The 21,092-nt window shown below is 38.2% G+C and carries 19 protein-coding genes; 7 read left to right on the forward strand and 12 right to left on the reverse strand.

Annotated features, from left to right (window positions below; translation table 11 throughout):
* Positions 1-22 precede the first annotated feature (22 nt).
* Positions 23-1,561, forward strand: a complete 1,539-nt coding sequence (locus JL001_RS15495) for a RagB/SusD family nutrient uptake outer membrane protein (RefSeq protein WP_200977646.1) — start codon at positions 23-25, stop codon at positions 1,559-1,561.
* Positions 1,562-1,639: 78 nt separating this feature from the next.
* Positions 1,640-2,578: a glycerophosphodiester phosphodiesterase family protein gene (locus tag JL001_RS15500; protein WP_200977648.1), complete on the forward strand. Its 939-nt coding sequence runs from the start codon at positions 1,640-1,642 to the stop codon at positions 2,576-2,578.
* Positions 2,579-2,627: 49 nt separating this feature from the next.
* On the opposite strand, the gene JL001_RS15505 is transcribed toward JL001_RS15500, so the two are convergent.
* Positions 2,628-3,080, reverse strand: a complete 453-nt coding sequence (locus JL001_RS15505; RefSeq protein ID WP_200977650.1) for a GNAT family N-acetyltransferase — start codon at positions 3,078-3,080, stop codon at positions 2,628-2,630.
* Positions 3,077-4,054, reverse strand: coding sequence for a hypothetical protein (locus tag JL001_RS15510; protein ID WP_200977652.1), 978 nt, complete (start codon positions 4,052-4,054; stop codon positions 3,077-3,079). The genes JL001_RS15505 and JL001_RS15510 overlap by 4 nt, the downstream gene beginning before the upstream one ends.
* 340 nt (positions 4,055-4,394) lie before the next feature.
* Here JL001_RS15510 and JL001_RS15515 point away from each other — a divergent pair, with 340 nt between their 5' ends.
* The gene (locus JL001_RS15515) at positions 4,395-5,696 is read left to right on the forward strand and encodes a Gfo/Idh/MocA family protein (protein ID WP_200977653.1); all 1,302 of its coding nucleotides are present in this window, start codon (positions 4,395-4,397) and stop codon (positions 5,694-5,696) included.
* A gap of 92 nt (positions 5,697-5,788) precedes the next feature.
* Here the strand turns inward: JL001_RS15515 and nudK are convergent, their stop codons facing one another.
* The 3 genes from nudK to JL001_RS15530 all read right to left on the reverse strand — a co-directional run bounded on the left by nudK (position 5,789) and on the right by JL001_RS15530 (position 8,292).
* Positions 5,789-6,370, reverse strand: a complete 582-nt coding sequence (gene nudK, locus JL001_RS15520; protein WP_200977655.1) for a GDP-mannose pyrophosphatase NudK — start codon at positions 6,368-6,370, stop codon at positions 5,789-5,791.
* A gap of 135 nt (positions 6,371-6,505) precedes the next feature.
* Complete coding sequence (locus tag JL001_RS15525; protein ID WP_200977657.1) at positions 6,506-7,204, reverse strand: LytTR family DNA-binding domain-containing protein; 699 nt, start codon at positions 7,202-7,204, stop codon at positions 6,506-6,508.
* Positions 7,201-8,292 (reverse strand): sensor histidine kinase, encoded by a 1,092-nt coding sequence (locus tag JL001_RS15530; RefSeq protein ID WP_200977659.1) that lies wholly within the window; start codon positions 8,290-8,292, stop codon positions 7,201-7,203. Before JL001_RS15530 ends, JL001_RS15525 begins: the two co-directional genes overlap by 4 nt.
* A 210-nt stretch (positions 8,293-8,502) precedes the next feature.
* Between JL001_RS15530 and JL001_RS15535 the strand changes: the two genes are divergently transcribed.
* The gene (locus JL001_RS15535) at positions 8,503-8,919 is read left to right on the forward strand and encodes a hypothetical protein (RefSeq protein WP_200977661.1); all 417 of its coding nucleotides are present in this window, start codon (positions 8,503-8,505) and stop codon (positions 8,917-8,919) included.
* Positions 8,920-9,354: 435 nt separating this feature from the next.
* Here JL001_RS15535 and JL001_RS15540 read toward each other — a convergent pair whose 3' ends face one another.
* The 3 genes from JL001_RS15540 to topA all read right to left on the reverse strand — a co-directional run bounded on the left by JL001_RS15540 (position 9,355) and on the right by topA (position 13,474).
* Positions 9,355-10,068, reverse strand: a complete 714-nt coding sequence (locus tag JL001_RS15540) for a pirin family protein (RefSeq protein ID WP_200977663.1) — start codon at positions 10,066-10,068, stop codon at positions 9,355-9,357.
* Positions 10,069-10,073: 5 nt separating this feature from the next.
* Positions 10,074-10,766 carry an NAD-dependent deacylase gene (locus tag JL001_RS15545; protein ID WP_200977665.1) on the reverse strand — a complete coding sequence of 231 codons (693 nt, stop codon included), beginning with the start codon at positions 10,764-10,766 and terminating at the stop codon, positions 10,074-10,076.
* Between the two features lie 386 nt (positions 10,767-11,152).
* Complete coding sequence (gene topA / locus JL001_RS15550) at positions 11,153-13,474, reverse strand: type I DNA topoisomerase (protein ID WP_200977667.1); 2,322 nt, start codon at positions 13,472-13,474, stop codon at positions 11,153-11,155.
* Positions 13,475-13,636: 162 nt separating this feature from the next.
* Between topA and sixA the strand changes: the two genes are divergently transcribed.
* Together sixA and JL001_RS15560 are read left to right on the forward strand one after the other, a co-directional pair.
* Positions 13,637-14,116 (forward strand): phosphohistidine phosphatase SixA, encoded by a 480-nt coding sequence (sixA, locus tag JL001_RS15555; protein WP_200977669.1) that lies wholly within the window; start codon positions 13,637-13,639, stop codon positions 14,114-14,116.
* A gap of 184 nt (positions 14,117-14,300) precedes the next feature.
* Positions 14,301-15,371 carry an agmatinase family protein gene (locus JL001_RS15560; protein ID WP_200977671.1) on the forward strand — a complete coding sequence of 357 codons (1,071 nt, stop codon included), beginning with the start codon at positions 14,301-14,303 and terminating at the stop codon, positions 15,369-15,371.
* A gap of 34 nt (positions 15,372-15,405) precedes the next feature.
* Here JL001_RS15560 and JL001_RS15565 read toward each other — a convergent pair whose 3' ends face one another.
* Positions 15,406-17,259: a heavy metal translocating P-type ATPase gene (locus tag JL001_RS15565; protein WP_236252840.1), complete on the reverse strand. Its 1,854-nt coding sequence runs from the start codon at positions 17,257-17,259 to the stop codon at positions 15,406-15,408.
* 291 nt (positions 17,260-17,550) lie between these two features.
* On the opposite strand from JL001_RS15565, the gene JL001_RS15570 reads away from it, so the two are divergent.
* Positions 17,551-18,453: a neutral zinc metallopeptidase gene (locus JL001_RS15570; protein WP_200977675.1), complete on the forward strand. Its 903-nt coding sequence runs from the start codon at positions 17,551-17,553 to the stop codon at positions 18,451-18,453.
* A gap of 68 nt (positions 18,454-18,521) precedes the next feature.
* On the opposite strand, the gene JL001_RS15575 is transcribed toward JL001_RS15570, so the two are convergent.
* The 3 genes from JL001_RS15575 to JL001_RS15585 all read right to left on the reverse strand — a co-directional run bounded on the left by JL001_RS15575 (position 18,522) and on the right by JL001_RS15585 (position 21,091).
* Complete coding sequence (locus JL001_RS15575) at positions 18,522-18,707, reverse strand: hypothetical protein (RefSeq protein WP_200977677.1); 186 nt, start codon at positions 18,705-18,707, stop codon at positions 18,522-18,524.
* 242 nt (positions 18,708-18,949) lie between these two features.
* A complete protein-coding gene (locus tag JL001_RS15580) occupies positions 18,950-19,963 on the reverse strand; it encodes a DUF481 domain-containing protein (RefSeq protein WP_200977679.1) in 1,014 nt (337 codons plus the stop codon).
* 66 nt (positions 19,964-20,029) lie between these two features.
* A complete protein-coding gene (locus tag JL001_RS15585; RefSeq protein ID WP_236252841.1) occupies positions 20,030-21,091 on the reverse strand; it encodes a hypothetical protein in 1,062 nt (353 codons plus the stop codon).
* Position 21,092 lies beyond the last annotated feature (1 nt).

Genomic DNA, 21,092 nt, shown 5'->3' on the forward strand with positions numbered 1-21,092 from the left:
TTTTATAACAGTGCATTTAGACATGAAAAACAAGAATATATTTATAGGATTGGTCGTGCTCGTCATGGGACTTTCTTCATGTGGAGAGGATTTTCTAGACCTATCAGACCCAAATGCAGTAGCTGCAGAAACGTTTTTGAGCTCTGAGACTGAAGTAGAAGCAGCAGTAAATGGCATTTATGCAGCCATAAGAAGCAACAATGCTTTAGGAGAGAACAGTGGCCTTTATACAGATGAGCGAAGTGATGATAGGGGACGGAATGATAATCAGTCCAATGCTGGTGAGCCATTCCAGTTCAATGACTTTTCACTTTTGCCAAGTAATACTTATTTAAAATCTCATTGGTCCGCCTTGTACACTATAGTGGCAAGGGCAAATTATGTGATTAATGAAATTGCAGATGTACCCTACAATGATGAAAGCGTCAGAAGTAGCCATTTGGCTCAAGCTAGTTTTCTGAGAGCATTGGCATATTACCATTTAGTAAGAAAATGGGGCCCAGTGCCATTGGTCACCCAGCAGGTGCAGACTCCAGGAGAATTGGAAGAACTTACCTTTAGGGAGGAGGAAGCTACTATTTATCAGCTAATTATCTCTGACCTACAAATAGCAATCAACAGTTCTTTGCCAGATCACCAACCTCTTTCTGGCAAAGGGAAAGTTTCAAAAGTAGCTGCTCAAGCTTTATTGGGAGAGGTATACCTTACCATGGGAAGCAACGGAATAGGAGATCAAGATGCAACTACTTATTTTAACTTGTCAAAAGAAAATCTGACAGAGGCTTATAACAAAAGGACTTTTGATGATTTAAGTGAGATCAGCTATACTTCTGTTTTCGATGTGGAGCAAAAATCCACTAATCCGGAGATTATTTTCCAAATTGTTTATCGTCAAGGAGACCAAAATTACAGTTCCTCCATTGCGAGAAGCAATCAGGCATTGGGCGAAACCACCAATTCCCAACGCCCTGCAACTGGCGAAGGTACTCGGGTGAACTTGGATTTGGTCAATGAATATGAAGAGAACGATCCAAGAGGGGATTTCTCTGTGAAATTTGCTGAAGCTCCAACCGTTCAGCAGTACTTTATTACAAAATATAGAGATGTAAGTGATGCAGCAGGGGTGAATGGTTTTGGTGGAAATGATCATATCATGATGCGATATGCTGATGTTATCCTCCTTTTGGCGGAAGTAAATTTCCGTTTGGGGATTGAAAGTGAAGCAATTGCTATGTTAAATCAAGTACGTGAAAGAGCTGGTTTGCCTCTATATGAAGAGGCAATGCAAGACGATGAATATGCCAGTCAGTTTCCAACTCTTCAATTGGCTATCTTGCATGAAAGAAGGGTAGAATTGGCATTTGAACAAAAGAGATGGTATGATTTGTTAAGAGCGTTCAGTCCTGCTGAGTTAGTGAGTTACTTTGGTAATAAAGAACAATCCGAATATGGAATTGCCAATTTGAACAATATTAGCGAAAAGGATCGCTATTTCCCCATTCCATTTGATGAGTATCAACTGGACCCTGAAAGGATGTATCAAAATCCAGGATATAATTAATCCTATTCGGTGTTCCAGAGTATTAATATTTGAGTAAGTCCTCTTGGGCTTACTCTTTTCTATTTAAAAAAAATATTTATGATTAGAAATTTTGTTATGGTCTTAGGTGTGGCAGTATGCTGCCTAATGTCTTGTCATCCATCGGAACAAGAACAGGCCTCCGAAGTTGAGAACAATGGATTGGGTGAAGGTATCGCAGAAAAACTTAAAGCTCTAAAAAATAACGATGATGACCGTGTGCTGATAGTATCGCATAGAGGAGATTGGAGAAATGCTCCTGAAAACTCACTCCAGGCAATTCAAAATTGTATCGAAATGAAGTTGGATATGGTCGAAATAGATGTTAGAATGACCAAGGATGGTCATTTGGTACTGATGCATGATCAAACCATAGATAGGACCACAACCGGTAAGGGAAAAGTGGCTGATTGGACTTTGGATAGTCTTAAATCGCTACAGTTGAGAAATGGGGCTGGGCATCCTACCCATCATAAAATCCCTACTTTGGAAGAAGCAATGAATGTCGCAAAAGGAAAGATTTTGGTCAATCTCGATAAAGCCTATGAAATATTTGATCAGGCATATGAAGTACTTGAGGCCACAGAAACAACAGATCACGTAATAATGAAGGGTAGTGTGGGTGTAGAACAATTAAAAAAGGACTTTAAAGACTATCTGCCAAAGATTATTTACATGCCCATCATTGATCTAGGGAAAGACAATGCAGCAACTGAAATCTTAAAATTCAGTAAGGAAATAAAGCCTATAGCCTATGAGGTCATTTTTTCTAAAGCTGATTCTACCACCTATACCTTAATGAAATTAATCCAGGATAACGATAGCAAAGTGTGGGTAAATTCTCTTTGGGAAAGTTTAAATGGTGGTTATGAAGATGATATGGCAGTTTATAATCGGGATAGTATATATGGCTGGTATCTCGAACATAAAGTAAAGTTGATACAGACTGATCGACCTAAAATGTTAAAAGAATATTTGGTAGAAAAAGGAAAAAAGTGATTATGTTAAAGCTATTGAGTTTGGGTGTAAACAAGTACTTTTGTTAAATTTACTTCAATGTTTTTTCAAAACACCGGCTATTACTCACACCAATGTATTGGCCGTAGTTGGGAATCAATAGATAACCGTTCTTTTCATACAGCTTGATGGCTTCTGGCTGTTTGAGGCCAGTCTCCAAAATGCAACGTTTATAGTTGAGTTCCTTGGCCCACTTTTCCAGTTCCGCCAATACAACGGAAGCAATTCCTTTACCTCTAAAATTCATTACAGTATACATCCTTTTGACTTCCATAGATCTTTTATCGTATTCTTTGATGGCACCACAGCTAATAGGAATACCATTTTCAAAAGCGATCACTGCATATTTGATATGATCAATTTTGTTGAATTGATCATAAAAGGCATGGTCTTTTCCATCCCTTACCGCCAGCTCTGCATCTAGTAGCTTTACTAATTTGACAAAGTCTTGGTGGCTAGCGTCTGTTCTTATGGTTTTGATCATTTTTGGCCATTCTTTTCTGTTCTTGACTTAATTATTTCAAGAATATTGTTTTGAATATCTTTCATTATAAGCTTACTCCATAACCCACTGTAGAAGTTGAAATTGGTAGATAGTCTGAATTTTGAAGATAAATGTAAAATAAATTGATGTTCAGAAATTTCTTCAAGTTCATATTTTCCTTGTAGAACATCAAAATAGCTTCCACCAATTAAAACATGTTTGTCTAGCGCAGAAGGAGGGATGCTGTTAGGGTCACTGTCAATTGAAAAAGCCAAAAGTTTTTGAGGAATGATATCAGTTACAGTCTCTGTAAAAAATAAGCCTTTATCAAATTTGGCTATTCTTACACCTCCAATGGCAATTGTGTCCAAAGATGCTTCAATCGGTCTGGGAAAACCTAAGAATTGAAAAAGAGATTTGCTGTTTTCATTTTTACTTATTGTCCTAACTCTGGTTATTTGATTCCAAATATCTTCTTTTGTAGAGTTTATTTCAATAGAAGTTTCTGCAATAAAGAACTTTTCATTTAAACCAAAATAACCTTCAATTGGAGCTATTAGAAATGGAATGAATAGAATTAATGAAACTTTTAATTGAGATGGACTTCTATAAAATAATTTGATTCCTATAAAACCTCCTATTAAGGACATCACAGCAAAAATAGGAATAGCCATCAAAGCACAAATGATTCCTTCCCAATTAAAGAGTACTGTTATAATAATTACTCCTAAAATGGAAAAAACTGGCATAGCAATTCCTAATATTTTGGATGCTCTTAATATGTGTTTATTGTAGTACGCTGTGATTAGACCAATGACGAATGGTACAAAAAACATAAATGCCAATGTCATTAATCCATATGTGGGAATAATATTCCAATTTGTTTCTAATGAAAATAAGGCTCGAGCGACAAGCCCATATGTAATACCATAAAATAGCCCCTTAAAATTTTTAAGAGCGATTAATTTCTTCATATTCTCTAAAATTATTACAATTCAATTGACCAAACTCATTTGAAGATATAAAAACATCCTTGGATAGAATGAATCCCGTTTGATATGATTTTTAACAGTTGGGTTTGAGTTTTATTCAGCAGCTTTTTTGGATCACCAAAGACTTGGATCAATTGATTCAGTTAGGAGTTGGGAATTTATAAATGGTTGGTGTGTCAGAGAGTACTGCATCATCAATATTTTTGAGATTCACTTTTAAATTTAAAGGTTAATCCATCATATTATTTCTTAAATTAGACATTTTCCAGCGTAACAATTTATGTCTATAAACTAATAACCATTTAATATAAACGAAGTCAAGATGACAAAATCCAAATTATCTAGAAGAAAATTTATAGCTCAAACCTCTGTGGCCACCATGGGATTATCCGCAATGGCGGGTACATCATTTGCTTTTTCAACACCTCGAATCGATAAGGTTCGCTTAGGCTTTGTCGGTACGGGCAAGCAAGGATTTATTTTATTGAATTACTTGATGAAATGCCCAGAAACGGTTGTTGTGGGATGCTCAGATGTGGTGGAGTTTAATCGGAATAAGTTTAAAAAGGATGCGGAAAAGTTAAATGCAGATAAGTTTGGTGCTGCTCAAGAGGTGAAGATTCACACTGATTTTAGGGATTTACTGAGCAGTTCTGACATTGATGCGGTGGTCATTGCTACCCCTGATCATTGGCATGCCTATATAGCGGTAGAAGCCGCCAAAGCTGGTAAGGACATTTATTGTGAAAAGCCATTGGCCGCTACTGTGATGGAAGGCCGGGCTATGGTTGATGCTACCCGAAAATATAAACGTGTTTTCCAGACTGGAAACATGCAAAGGTCCTGGAATGAATTTAGACAGGCCTGTGAATTGGTGAGGAATGGATATATCGGAGAAGTAAAGGAAGTCAAAGTAAACATCGGCAATCCTTCCCGTCTTTTTGATATAGAAGTGCAGGAAATCCCTGAAGGAATCGACTGGAACATGTGGGTAGGCCCGGCTGAATACAGAGGCTATAATGACATACTCGCTCCCATGTATCAAGAAGGAGAAGATTTCAGGTATCCAGACTGGAGGGTGTATAGACCTTATGGTGGGGGAGATATAACCGATTGGGGGGCTCATATGCTTGACATTGCTCAGTGGGGTATTGGAATGGATGGATCAGCCCCGGTAAAATACATCCCACCGAAAGATCCAAGTGCTGTATATGGAATGAAGATGATCTATGACAATGGCATTGTGATGACCCATGAAGACTGGGGAAAGAGCAATGCAGTGAGGTTTATTGGCACAAAAGGAACCGTTGATATTGGAAGAGGTTACCTGAAAACAAGTCCAGAAAGTTTGGCAGAACAGAAGATCAAAGATTCCGATATCCGCTTGGAGTACAGTGATAATCACTATCAAAATTGGATTGATGCCATTACAGAGAGAAAAAGACCGATTTGTGATGTGGAAATAGGGCATAGCACGTCTGTCTTGTGTAATGTAGTGAACATTGCTTATCAGTTAGGAAGGGAACTGGAATGGAATCCAAAGAAGGAAAAGTTTATCAATGATGATGGTGCCAATCAACTCTTGGGCAGACCTTTCCGCGGAGAATGGAAACTGGAAGTTTAAAACCATATATATAGCTGATTCAACCTCTATTGAATCAGCTATATGCTATTTTTACTCGGCTATTTAATGGTTGCATTGGACAAAATCGTTGGTTACAACAGTTGATGTAGCTTGGCGTATTGTAGAAGCATAATTGTTTTGGCATCTCTAATTTCTCCAGTAGCTATCATTTTATAGGCATCTTCAAAATTCAACTCCATCACCTCGATATTTTCCTGCTCTTCCTCAAGACCGCCACCCTCGCTTACTTTCATGCCCTTATCATATTCTGCCACAAAAAAATGTAGAATCTCTGTAACAGAACCTGGAGACATATAGGATTCGAAGATCTTTTGCACTTTATGAACTTTATAACCTGTTTCCTCCTCTGTTTCTTTCTTGATGCAGTCTTCAGCATTGTCCTTATCCAGTAGGCCAGCACAACTTTCGATCATCATGCCCGATTCGTTTCCATTGATATAAGTGGGTAAGCGAAACTGCCTAGTGAGGATCACAGACTGAAATTCTTTGTTATAAAGTAAAATAGTTGCACCATTTCCCCTGTCATAAGCTTCTCTGGATTGGGGTTCCCATTCTCCATTTTTCTTTCGGTAGTCAAAGGTGACTTTCTTCAAAATGTACCAATTGTCAGACAGTATTTCAGTTTTATTGATTTTGATATTTTCGTTTTTCATGAGTATGAATAGTCAATGGATTTTGTTTTATCAAAGTGCTGATATCAGGTTTAAAGTAGCAATAATAAAAGCTGGTTTTGCATTTTAAATCATTAATCATTGAAGAAAGATCGATAAATTGGCCATTATACTTGGTCATTCATATTGAGACAAACGCAAAAGGACTTCTTCTTTATAGGACCGGCTTATTGTTAACGCTTGCCCACCAATTTCTAGGTATTCATGGGTATAAGAATCTATAGCCTTAATGTTTCCTACAAAAGACCTGTGAAATCTTATAAATTGATCTTGCGGCAGTTTTTTGGTGAAATTTGAAATGCTTTCACGGACGATTACAGTTCGGTCTTGCAAGTGGATTTTGATATAATCCGCATAGCTTTCAATGTATTGGATATCCGTAAAAGCTATTTTTTCCATTTTGCGATCCTGCCTCACAAACAAAAAGTCTGCCCTCTCTTCATCTGTCAAGTTTCCTTTATCCTTTTCCAGTGCCTCTTTTACTTTGGCTACAGATTTTAGGAACCGATCAAAAGGTATGGGCTTCAATAAATAATCGGTTGCTTCCAAGTTGAACCCTTCCAAGGCATATTCCCGGTAGGCGGTGGTGAAGATCACATGAATGTTTTTGGGAATTATTTTGGCAAATGCTATTCCATCGATTCCTGGCATATTAATATCTAGGAAAATCAGGTCAATTTGTTCTTGCTGAACCATATTGAAGGCTTCATTGGCATTGTTTGCGCAGCCGATCAACTTCAAGTGGTCCACTTTAGATATAAATTCCCTAAGGATGTTCTGGGCTATAGGTTCATCGTCGACGATCAGACAATTCATGAGACCTTTGGTTTGATTTGGACAGTATTCAGTTGTAATTCGATTATAAATTGCCCATTTAGTTTTTGGATATGGAAAATATGGGCATCTGGATATAGGAGTTGGAGCCTTTTTTTGATATTCTGGAGACCAATTCCTGAAGAGGTAAAACTTTTCATATTTGCGGTTTCCTCAAAAGTGTTTTTAAGAAAAAACAGTACTGTTTCATCTTGGGTTTTGATGTTCAATTCGATCAAAGCTTCTTTTTCCTGTGGTTTGCCATGTTTAAAACTATTTTCCAATAGAGGGAGAAAAAGCATCGGCGCAATCATCAGCTGACTGGGCTGCTCTGGGAAACTTACCGTTATTTTGAAATTGGATTTGTGCCTCAGTTTTTCCAATGCCAGGTAATCCTGAAGGTGATCGATTTCATCTTGAAGAGGAACCAATGATTTTGGCGTTTGATAAAGAATGTAATCCAGTAGCTTGGATAGTTTTAGGATAAGTTCAGGTGTTTCATCACTTTTTGCGATGGCAGACCCATAAATGGTATTGAGGGTATTGAATAGAAAATGGGGGTGAATCTGCATTTTTAAATATGACAGTTCTTCTTTTTTGAGCAATAGTTCTCCATTGACCAGAGTATATTGAAGTTCTTGATTCCTTAATTGGATTTTATAACTTTCGCGATAAGCTGAAAAAAGGGTTGTCAGCAAAACAACGATATAAACCCCAATAATAATTAGGTAGAGGTTTTTGCTTAACATAAATTCATTGTCCAAGGTCTCCAGGGAATTAATAAAGATATAGCCGGAAAAAGCGGAAAGGGTAATTAAAAAAATGGAGATGATGATAGTATAAATAGTATAAACTAAAAACCACCAATGTTTTTGTTGGAAAAGGTAAGTTGGGATGATGTGGAAGCTGTAAACATTGACCATAGCCAAGGTAACAGGAAGGAGAAATGCCCCGAAAGTAAATGCGGGCCCTAGGTTAGAAATGGTGATACCGAAGTAAAAAGTAAAAAACAAAAGGGCTCCCACACAGATTAAAAGCTGCTCGAGCAATTTACGGGATACTTCAATTAATAGGTCTTTTTTGTTTGTCATTTAAATGGACAAGGTCTCTAAAAAAAATGTAATTCCAAAGAATTTACGATGGTTGACTGATTTAGGAGGATAAGTAACTTGCTAAACTGAATGATAATAGAAAAACGGCATTAACTTGCCGTTCTCTGATCTTGTTTGGTGATTCATCGCATTTGCTAAGGGGATGTTATCAATTTTACTACCATTGCAGTGTAACAAAAAATAAATGACATGAATTTAATAACAACTATTCTAGGTCAAACAATGGGCTTTTTTATTTTTGATAGGTTTGTTGAAGGTGGAGTTGGTGGGATGACAATGATTTTAGCCTGTTTGACATTGGCGATTTTTTTCACCTTTAAAGCTTTTACCCATTTGAAGAGTGAAGCATCTCTGTTTTTAAAATACAAGAGACTTATCAATCAAGCGGTGCTGTTAGGATTGGTGATTTCTTTTGCCAATAGCATATTGGGGTTGATCCAAGGTTTTGATGCCTTGGAGGCCACAGGTGGCGCTGCAGATCCTGCGATCATTGCCGGGGGGCTGAAAATCTTTTTGCTTTCACCATTGTTTGGTCTTATTGTCTTTACAATTGGCTATTCCATCACTTTTGTTCTTAGTTGGATGAGAAAAGCTGAATCTGAATAATAAGGTATTTGTAGCTTTAGTTGAAAGTCTAGCAGTTAACAGATGGGGTTTCCACCTGAAGAATACCAATTACTTTAGGACAACAATGAAGCTCTAATTGAAAATTAAAAGATTCCCATGAGAACATTTAACCATATTTACCAAATGCTGCTTGCACTTATCATTTGGGCAGCATTTACAGGTCTATTGGATGTGATTGTGCTAATACCTACAGCTTGAAAAGTGTGTTTTGATTATAGATGGGAGTGAAAGGAATATAAACTTTCACTCCCTTTATACTCAATTAAAACTTAATCGACGATTCACATTTATAAAAAATAAATGGGCCACCTTCTTACTTTATGTTTGGTTAGAGTTGGACTGGTCTTTTGTAGGTGTTTGTTTGCTTGAGAACAATGAATAAGTCCTGATTGATAAAGCAAAGTCCTCTGATCATTAGCCCATTGGGACTTCCATCAAAAGTACTTTAGATTTATCTAGCGCTTTTAGTTCTAAGCTTTTTGTATCCCATATACCCATGCCATCTCTTCGGGAAATTTCTTGCCCGTTGATTTCTAACTGGCCTTCTAATAGAAAAATATACACGCCATTGTTTTCAGGTGATTTTAAAGAATAGGTGAGGGAAATTCCACTTTCCAAGTCACCTAAATGAAACCAGGCATTTTGATAGATCCAAACTCCTTCATCATTTGCGGAAGGTGAAAGGATCTGAGCCAACCTGTTTTTAAGTGAAGAAATATCCAGTGTTATTTGATCATACCTAGGCTTGACATTTCTCTTGTTAGGAATAATCCAGATTTGGAGGAACTTAACCGCTTTGTCTTTATTCTTGTTATACTCGCTATGCGTAATGCCGGTTCCTGCACTCATGACTTGTATATCTCCTTCTTTGATTACTGTGGTATTGCCCATGCTGTCGCGGTGCTTTAGGTCACCTTCAAGGGGGATAGAGATGATTTCCATATTTTCGTGAGGATGAGCCCCAAATCCCATTCCTGGTGCTACCTGATCATCATTGAGCACTCTGAGCATGCCAAAGTGTATTCTTTCCGGGTCGTAATAATTGGCAAAGCTGAAAGTATGATGGCTATCTAGCCAACCATGATTGGCATGGCCTCGTGTGTGAGCTTTATGAAGTATAGATTTCATCGATTCTACGCTTTTAATTGGAGTAATTGAATCATTTTTTGTACACCTGAACTGGCTTGATCTTCGATGGCTGTCAAATTATCAACAAATCCAATTTCAGGAATCTTTACATCAATTATGAATTTTGGAATAGAAGAAGAAGCATATTGAATAAGACTTGCAGCAGGATAAACCAACATGGATGTTCCAACCACAGCAAATATATCTGCTTCTTGCGTTGCTTCAATGGCAGGCTCCATCATCGGAACCATTTCCCCAAACCAGACTATAAATGGCCTAAGTTGACTGCCTTTTTCACATTTGTCTCCTTCCTTGATTTCCCAATGCTTCATGTCATAGATCAAGCTGGGGTCTAGGGTACTTTGGGATTTGAAAAGTTCTCCATGAAGGTGAATTACATGATTTGAACCTGCGCGTTCATGCAAATTGTCTACATTTTGGGTGACAATGGTAACTTCATAGTCCTTTTCGAGTTGGGCAAGGCCATAATGGGCTGCATTTGGAGCGACTTCCAAAGCCTGCTTTCTCCTCTGGTTATAGAAGTCAAGCACCAAGGCCCTGTTTTTGTGCCATCCTTGAGGGCTTGCTACTTCCATGACATCATGCCCTTCCCATAAGCCGTTACTATCTCTGAAAGTTTTGATACCACTTTCTGCCGAAATTCCTGCTCCAGTGAGTACAACAAGTTTCTTTTTCATGGTAGTAATTCTTGAAGTTGATATAGATAGAATTAATTTTACCTGTTGTGCTGGTTCTATAATTTAGCAAAATTAATTATTTGAAATAATATTCTAAAATCTGACAATTGGAAGTGTTTTTTCTAGCAATTAAGTTTGTTTCCTAGGTTTTACTCTTCATTTCTTTTCCTTAGATGAAAAGAAACGAAGCAAAGAAAAATCAAGACACAGCTAAAGCTTCTTCCCACAAGGCCATCGCCGCCTCGCAGCTGTGTCGACCTCCCCGCAACAATGACATTTAAATTGAAAGACTTCAACCAACTAGCACAATGGGTTAATTTAGTGAATTAACGGCAAATCTAATTGGATGAAAAAATAAAACCGAGGCGTTCTACCTCGGTTTTTGATTATTTTTTCTTTTTGGCAAACCTTCCTTTTTTCTTTTCAGGTTGGTTTTCTATGATCTCAATGGTTTCATCATAGCTAAGGTCTTCTGCAACTTTGTCTTTTGGGATTTTAAAGTTGTTTTTGCCAAACTTGATATATGGCCCCCATCTACCATTCAGAATTTGAATATCCGGATTTTCTTCGAATGTCTTGATATGCTTTTTGGCATCTGCCTCTCGCTTGTCCTTGATGAGTTGGATAGCTTCTTCTTCTGTGATGCTCAGAGGGTCTAGCTCTTTGCCCAATGATACAAATTTGCTGTCATGTCTGATGTATGGTCCAAACCTTCCTATGGCTGCTACAATTTTCTTGTCTTCAAACATGCCCACATCTCGGGGAAGCTTGAACAATTCCAAGGCATCTTCAAGGGTGATACTTTCGATGAACTGACCTTTTTTTAGACTGGCAAACTGTTTTTCTTCATCTTCTTGGTCACCGATTTGAACCAAAGGTCCAAATTTACCTAATCTGGCGATGATAGGTTTTCCGGTTTTAGGGTCCTTACCCAATTCACGGGAAGAGCTTACATTGGCTCTTTCTACTGTTTCGGCTTCTTCTACAGTGCCATGGAACCTACTGTAGAAATTTTCAATCATATCATCCCATTGTTGTAAGCCGTGGGCAATGTCATCAAATTCCTTTTCTACCTTGGCGGTAAATTTAAAATCAATGACATTAGGGAAATGCTCTACCAAAAAGTCATTGACCACCATGGCAATATTGGTAGGGAAGAGTTTGTTTTTGTCAGATCCGGCGTTTTCGGTCTTTTCAGCTTTGGTAAATTCACCTCCTTTGATAATCATTTCGGTGTAATTACGTGGCTTGCCATCCCTAGACTCTTTAATGACGTAATTCCTCTTTTGGATTGTGGATATGGTTGGCGCATAGGTGGAAGGTCTACCTATCCCCATTTCTTCCAGTTTCTTCACTAAAGAAGCCTCTGTATATCTGGCTGGAGGTCTGGTAAAGCTTTGTCTGGCTTTCATTTCATTCAGATCAAGCTCTTGACCAATAGTCAAAGGAGGCAATAGACCTCTATTTCCTGCATCGTCATCCTCATCTTCATCATCTGTACTTTCTAAGTACACTTTCAAAAAGCCTTCAAATTTAATGACTTCTCCAGTTGCACTTAAAGTAAGATCAGAATTGCTAATAGCGATGCTTACATGTGTTTTTTCAAGTTGTGCATCAGCCATTTGCGAAGCAATGGCCCTTTTCCAAATGAGCTCATAAAGTCTTTCCTCATTGCGGTCACCCCCAGCTTCCAGGTTACTGAAATTGGTGGGCCGGATGGCTTCGTGAGCTTCTTGGGCACCTTCTGATTTGGAAGTATAGGTTCTGGCTTTATGGTATTCACTGCCAAAAGCAGATTGGATTTGGTTTTTGGCACTTTCCATGGCCTCCTGGGAGAGGTTGACACTGTCAGTCCTCATATAGGTAATCTTACCAGCTTCATAAAGTCGCTGGGCAATGGTCATGGTTTGAGCAACTGAGAAACTGAGTTTTCTACTGGCCTCTTGCTGAAGGGTAGAAGTAGTAAATGGAGCTGCAGGAGTCTTTTTAGCAGGTTTTTTCTCCAAGTTTTTGATGGAAAACTGAGCATCCAAGCATTCTTTTAAGAAAGCTTCCGCCTCTTCCTGGGTTTCAAACTTCTTAGGTAATTCAGCATTTAATACTTTTCCTTTGACATCAAATAAGGCAGTGATCTTATAAGATGATTTTGATTCAAATTTATCAATCTCTCTCTCTCTTTCTACTATAAACCTAACTGCCACAGACTGTACCCTACCTGCAGATAGCCCTGCTTTTACTTTCTTCCATAATACCGGAGATAGTTCAAAACCAACTAGTCTGTCTAGAATCCTTCTTGCTTGCTGGGCATTGACCAAGTCCACGTCAATAGATCTTGGGTTTTCAATTGCCTTAGTAATCGCATTTTTGGTGATTTCCCTAAATACAATTCTTTTGGTATTGTCATCCTTCAGTTTTAGGACTTCTTTTAGATGCCAAGAAATAGCTTCTCCTTCACGGTCGTCGTCACTCGCTAGGTAAATGGTCTCAGAATCCTTGACCAAACTTTTCAGCTGCTTGATTACTTCTTTCTTGTCAGAAGTGACTTCGTAGGTAGGTTGAAATTTGTTTTTTATATCAATAGCCTTATCGCCTTTTGGAAGATCCCGGACGTGACCATAGCTGGAAGCTACTTTGAAATCTTTTCCGAGATATCCTTCTATTGTTTTGGCTTTTGCCGGTGATTCGACAATGACTAGATTTTTTGGCATAATGGTTTTCTTTACTTTGGTAGCAATGTTTGAACATGCTCAACAAAATCCAAAAATAGACGCGATTATATTCTCCTCCAAATAATAATCCATCTCATATTGGTTTTGGCATGGTTATTTCAATGTAATATTGTAATTATTTTTAATGCATATCAAGGTAATATGACTAAATATCTCACTTTATTAAGACACGGCGAAGCCGAACATGGTTATGGTCAGTCCGGTGATTTCAAGCGCAAACTTACAAGAGATGGAAAGTATAAACTCCAGAGACTAGCTAATGTTTTAAAGGAACGCAAAGTTGAATTTGACCTTTTGCTGAAGAGTCCTGCAACGAGAACTGTGGAGACTGCGGGAATTATCCGAGATGCTGTTTTGCCACATGAAGATACAGAAGAGGGAGTGTTGTATTTGGCAGAAACTGATGACATCATTAAGGTATTAAATAAGTTGTCTGATGATATTCATAAAGTAATGGTGGTAGGCCATAATCCTGGGATCAGCGCATTGTTATCTTTTCTAACTAACGAATATCAAATAAGCCTTTCACCTGGGATGATGGCTGTTATTGAACTTCATGCGGATAAATGGGGAGTAGGACTATCTAGGGGGATGGGGACCTTGCAGGAAATATTACAATAAGGTTGAATGGCAGATTCTATTTTGTTGAGTTCAAGAGTCTTATGGAATGAGATTATTGAGTGTTTAATTATCACTTTTTTATATACAGAAATTCACAAATAATAAGTAAATTATAGTTAGTATTTTATCGAAATTAGCACATAGAATACAAGCTTTTTTAGCAGATTAAAACAAATTCAAAAAGATGAGCAGTAAAAAACAGGAACTTATTGACAGTTTTGACCCAAATGGAGTAGCCTCACATGGAAGTATTTTTGGTTTACCTTTTGATGATGAGTCAGCATCTTTGATTATAATTCCAGTACCTTGGGAAGTGACAGTTTCCTATGCCCACGGAACTGCGGAAGGCCCAGCTGCTGTGCTCCAAGCTTCAGCGCAAGTTGACCTTTTTCAGGATGATATTGTAGATGCATGGACTATGGGAATTCATATGCTTCCTATTCCTGAAGATATTCATATTAGTAGTACCAACCATAGGATTTTGGCTGGTAACTACATAGACTGGCTCGAAAATGGTAAATCCAAAGATGAAAAAGAACGCTTCTTGGCTGTACCGGATTTGATCAAAAAGTCCTGTGAGAAAATGAATACATGGGTATATGAAACGGCCAAGAATTACCTGAATCAAGGTAAAAAAGTTGCATTGTTGGGCGGAGATCATAGTACTCCTTTAGGGTTAGTAAAGGCTTTATCCGAAAAATATTCAAGTTTTGGTGTATTGCAGATAGATGCACATGCTGATTTGAGGGTTGCTTATGAAGATTTTGAATTTTCACATGCTTCCATAGCCCATAACTTCCTCAAGATTCCCCAGGTTGAGAAATTGGTTCAAGTTGGTATTCGCGATTACTGTGAAGATGAGGCAGAAAGGGCAGAGGATGATGACAGAATCACCACTTTTTATGATCATGAAATTAAAGACCAATTATATGAAGGTCGAACTTGGAGATCTATCTGTGACCGAATAATTGCTTCATTGCCTCGAGAAGTCTATGTGACCATCGATATAGATGGCTTCGATCCAAAATTATGCCCTAATACAGGAACTCCGGTGCCAGGAGGTTTTGAGTTGGACCAAATTATGTATTTGATGAAACTTATTGTGAAATCAGGAAAGAAGATCGTTGGATTTGATTTGGTAGAGGTTGCTCCTGGGCCAGGAGAAGATGAGTGGGATGGAAATGTAGGTGCGAGAATTCTCTACAGAATGTCAAATTTGATGGGAGTGTCCCAGTCAAAACTTTGGTGGAAATAACGATAAAGAGCCTGTTTTATAAGACAGGCTCTTTTCATTTATCAACTATTTTTAGGCTAAAATCCATGTGCTGTATTCTTATGGCATTTAAGATAGCCAGCATCGCAACACCAACATCTGCAAATACTGCTGCCCACATGGTAGCCATTCCTAAAGCTCCCAAGGATAAGACAATCAGTTTGGTCAAAAATGCCAGACCTATATTCTGCCAGACAATGCTTTTGGTCTTTTTACTAATGTCAATCGCTTGAGCTATTTTTGAAGGTTGATCTGTCTGGATTACCACATCAGCTGTTTCAATGGCTACATCACTGCCCAGGCCTCCCATGGCTATTCCAATATCTGCCAAAGCCAGTACAGGAGCATCGTTAATACCGTCTCCAACAAAGGCCACAGTATGTTTTCCATTCCCTTTAAGAGTCTCCACTCGCTTGACTTTATCCTGAGGAAGTAAATCACCATAGGCCTTATCAAGTCCCAATTCCTTTGCATATTCTATGGTGACATCACTTTTGTCTCCCGAAAGCATTACGATTTCAGAAATACCCTTTCTTCGGAGCAGTTGGATGCTGGATTTGGCATCTTCTTTCAAACTGTCAGCAATATTAATTTGGCCTGCATATTGACCATCAATTGCCACATAGATGGTGGATGTTTTGCTTGAAGTGGTTTGCTTGGGAATCGTGATTTGGTTTCCACTAAATAATTTTGAATTGCCTACTAGCACTTCTTTTCCATTGACCTTCCCTCTCAATCCTTTTCCTGAAATTTCTTCCATTTCATTAACGGGGAAGGTTTCAATGGAGTGCTCAGCGGTATATTCCAAAATGGCTTTTCCAACAGGATGTGTACTGTGTTTTTCGAGGCTGGCGGCTAGGCTTATCCATTCGGTATTTGCTGATTCCGGGGAGATTTCCTGAATTTTAAAGACTCCCTTTGTCAGTGTGCCTGTCTTGTCCATCGCCAAGGTTTGGATATTTTGCATTCGATCCAAAAAATTAGATCCTTTAAACAGAATCCCATTTTTTGAGGCAGCTCCGATACCTCCAAAGTAGCCTAATGGTATGGACACAACCAAAGCACATGGGCAGGAAATTACCAGAAAAACCAACGCTCTATACAACCAATCTGAAAATACATAATTACTGACAAAGAAATAGGGGAGTATAACTAAAGCTAAAGCCAAATAGGTGACGATAGGGGTATAGACTTTCGCAAACTTTCGTATAAATTGTTCTGTTTGGGCTTTTCGGGAACTCGCTGCACTCACCATTTCCAGTATTTTGGAGATGGAGCTGTCATTGTATTTTTTATGGACTGTCATAGTGAAGCGTCTTTCTAGGTTGACCATTCCGGCCAAAACATCTTCTCCTTTGCCTAATTTTTTTGGCTTACTTTCTCCAGTAAGTGCAGAGGTGTCAAACCTGCTTCCTTTATCAATGACTCTACCATCCAATGGGACTTTTTCACCAGGTCTGACTTGAATGACTTCATCCAACAGGACTTCTTCAGGGTGCACCGTCTTCCACTCACCATTTCTATTTACCGAGGCTATTTCTGGTCTGATATCTAATAGAGACTGAATATTTCTTTTAGCTTTTCTTACTGCCATTCCTTGAAACCTTTCTCCTAATTCATAAAAGAGCATTACTGCAACGGCTTCTGGATACTCACCAATGAAAAACGCTCCAAGTGTGGCTATTCCCATTAAGAAGAACTCAGTAAACACTTCTCCTTTTATTATTAAGCTTAACCCTTTTTTTAAGATGGGAATAGCTACAGGTAAGTAAGAAGCGACATACCAACTCACCCTTAACCATCCAGTAAAGAAAGAAACCTTATAGTGGTCCATCAACATTCCTGTCACCAGCATTAAAAAACAAAACACTAAGGTTCCCCAAGTTTGTAAAAACGATGTGGGCTTGGAGGTTTTGGAACGAGATTGTTCTGTTGTTTCACAGCTACAACTATGATTTTTTAATTCTTGGGGTGCCATAATTGTCTATTTACTTCCAAAAGTAAGCAATAAAGCAGTGCATAGGAATTGCATTTGATCGGAGTGTAAAAGATAGTTCTTACAACCAGAAATTATCAATTTTTGATAGAGCAAAACATTTAAAGCGTTATAAAAATTGGTATTTTAATAGAAGAAAAAAAGTTTTAATAAATCCATATCAATATGAAGTGGAAAGGAAGAAGAAAAAGTTCCAATGTCGATGACCGAAGAGGTCAGTCAGCAGGAGGGTTTGATGGAAGAGGGATTTCGCCAATGCTCATTGGACCATTGATCAAATTATTGTTTTCCAAAGTGGGACTGATCTTGATTGGCGGGTTTTTGTTAATTTCTTGGCTGACCGGAACCAATCCTTTGAATCTGCTACAAAATTTTATCGGTGGTAATGGTATGGTCAATGGAGTAGCAACTGAAGTGTATCAAGGAACTCCGGAAGAAGAAGAACTGGCAGAGTTTAGCAAGGTGGTACTGGCCGATACAGAGGATGTTTGGAATCAGTTGATGGAGGGTTATAGGGAACCAACCATGGTTTTGTTTACAGGACAGGTTAAGTCTGCATGTGGTTTTGCTTCGTCTGCAAGCGGTCCTTTTTATTGTAGTGCTGATGAACAGTTATACCTGGACTTGAGTTTTTATCGTGATATGATAGATCAATTGAATGCTCCTGGTGATTTTGCCCAAGCCTATGTGATTGCTCATGAAGTGGGGCATCATGTACAGCATTTGCTGGGTATAACCGAAGAAGTACATGGATTGAGAAGTCAGTTGAATGATACTGAATATAATAAGATGTCTGTAAAGTTGGAGTTACAGGCAGATTTTCTAGCGGGTGTTTGGGCTCACCATACACAAAAGATGAAAAATATCTTGGATGAGGGTGATATTGAGGAAGCTTTAAATGCAGCCAATGCCATTGGAGATGATCGATTGCAAAAACAGGCACAAGGAAGGGTGGTGCCGGACTCCTTCACTCATGGAACATCAGAGCAAAGGATGAGATGGTTCAAAAAAGGGTTCGATACAGGAGATTTGTCTCAAGGAGATACTTTTAACGCTGAAAGTCTTTAATTTGGATTGATATAAAAAGAGCGCTGAATTAACAGCGCTCTTTTTATTTATTTTAAATTTTGTTGCGATTAGTTATTAGTCGCATCTTCAACTTCGTCCTCAACATCATCTGCAGCATCCTCAACTGCATCACCTGCGTCTTCCATTGTTTCCTCTACTTTATCTCCAGCTTCTTCCACTTTACTTTTATCATTTCCACAAGAAGTTAAAGTCATCATACTACCTACTGCGAATAAAATTAGTAACTTTTTCATAGTTCGATTTGTTTAAAGTTTGAATTTGGTTTACGCGTTCAATAATACAAATACAAAGGTCATACCAGTTTTACTTAATTAAGCAGTAAATTGGGTAAAATAAATTTTAAGTGTGAAAAATAAAACCAGTTTTTAGCAAAACTGGTCACATAATGAGTTATATGGTTCTAAATGTCAAAGTTTCTGAAATCCAACGAAATCTTTTGTATTGATCAATTAAAAGGAACCAAATAAGTTTTTCATTACAATTCCCATCCAAAACCAGTTTGTAATACGTAATCGGTACTGCTCGCTCCCTCCACAGCTTGATTGTCAAAGTTAAGCGTAAAACCAGCTTTTATGTAAAAGTCCAAAGGAAGATCATACTTGGCATTGAAGTTAAAATCACTTCTGAAACGCCCTTTTTCTGTGATACCTGGATAAATAACCACACGGGAATAAAGGTTCAAGTCCCCAATATCATATAGATTAAGTTCAGACCCTAAGTAAGCCTCCCAGCTATTTTGAGTTGGGGCATCGCTTGAATAACGTTCTTTTACGTAGGAAGCACCACCTTCCAAACCGAAGTAGGCATTGTTGGTATGCAAGATATATTTACCAATACCCCCTGTAAAGTTACTTCGTATATCAAGTAGCTGCTCAGTGTTTGATAGAAATGAATAGTTCACGGGAATATAAAAATCTTTAGGTAAGAACTTCTTAAATGAGAAATTACCGTCTTCCCTTCTTGTCGGTTCCACATCATCTTGACTGGAGCGAATGAGGTTATATCCTGCATTGGCTGACCATTTTGACGCCACATAACCTAGCGTACTTGTAATCCCTGATTGCTTTAAATTATTGGCTTTCGTAAAGCTATAGTTTATGTCCACAGAAGCAGAAAGACGACTCCAGAAATCATCTTCATAAGTGGTGAAAAAAACAATTTCATCCACATTAACTTCTAGATCACCTTGTTCTACACTATTGATCAATACTTTACCAGGGCTAGAGGAATTTATTTTTCCGTTTAACCGCTTGCCTGATTGAAGTGAAATCAAATAATTTTGCTTGGAATATACTTCAATTATTTCTTCCCATTCTATGGTAAAATCGGAATCGCTATAGTCTGTTTCAATTTTCAGGATCCCTTTGTCCATGGATTTAATTTCCCCGACTATGATGTTTTTGTTTTTGAAAACCAAGGAGTCTTCTTGAGCCATTAGGTATTGAAAAGAAATGAGGCATAAAGCAATGAGTAAAGTTAATTTTTTCATATCAAATTAATTTTTGTCGGACATTCAATAATCATATCGCATCAAAGCATATTTGCTTCTTTTTGATCATTTTGTGGTTTTTCTAAAACCAGGAATACGATAATTTAGGTTAAGCATAAACTGGCTCCTTTTTCCAAAAACACCTAATTCAGTTCTTAAAATCCATCTTTTGTTGAACTGGTATTGGGATCCTAAAATTATGTTGAAGGGTGCAGTTACACGTTTTTCCAGTGTATAGTCAATGGTACCATCGGAATCTATATTATTAGAAACATTCTCCAATTCATTAATGATTTGGTTTACGATCACTCTTTGAGCAGGAGGGAGGGTTTCCGACCAGTCCCTAAGGGTGCCAATAAAGTTTCCGCTTCCAAATCCTGGGAAAATTTCTGTAACACCAATGCTTCCCCTTGTATCATTGGAGAGTTTTTGGTAGAATACTCCAACCCAAACTGCAAGGGACTTTTGAGGATAGGTTGGATTTCTTAGGGTATGACCAAACCGAATACTGCTATTAAATGCAGGTATAGGTTCTACTATGACATCAACATCTACAAAATTGTAATTATTGTCCCAAGCGATCCAAACGGGACCAACAGCCCCAGCTAAAGTAGCGCCCAAACCAAAGGACCTGGCTTCAAACCGTTGGGTAGTTTCAAGACCAACTGGAGCCAGCAGGTTTACTCGTGTTTCAGTAGTACCTCCTCCTAATATCCCATAAAGGTTCAGAAATGGGAACAACCAAATATCTGGTCGAACAGTATAAGCATTGGTGGTTGCAATGGTTGGACCAAAATCAATAACATTACTTAGGTCCACCTGTTCACTACCATTAAAGCCGATAGAGGTGCTTTCAATGGATATCTCTTGAGTTTGAGTAAAATACACTCCACTAATTCCATAGGCATAAGAAATATCATATCCTCTCTTATATGCCTGTTTACCTAAAAATGGAAGAGCATATGGATAGTCCATTTTTTTTAGGCTGTCAAAATAGGGCTTGTATGCAGGGTTATCAGATTTTCCCACTCCTTGAGAAAAAGCATCGAGGCTTAGGATAAAAAAAAGAGAAAAGAACCAAAGTAACTTATGTGGTCTCTTTATGCTAAAATTATACATGACTTTCATA

Source organism: Echinicola sp. 20G (assembly GCF_015533855.1).
In the GTDB taxonomy this organism is placed as follows: Bacteria; Bacteroidota; Bacteroidia; order Cytophagales; family Cyclobacteriaceae; genus Echinicola.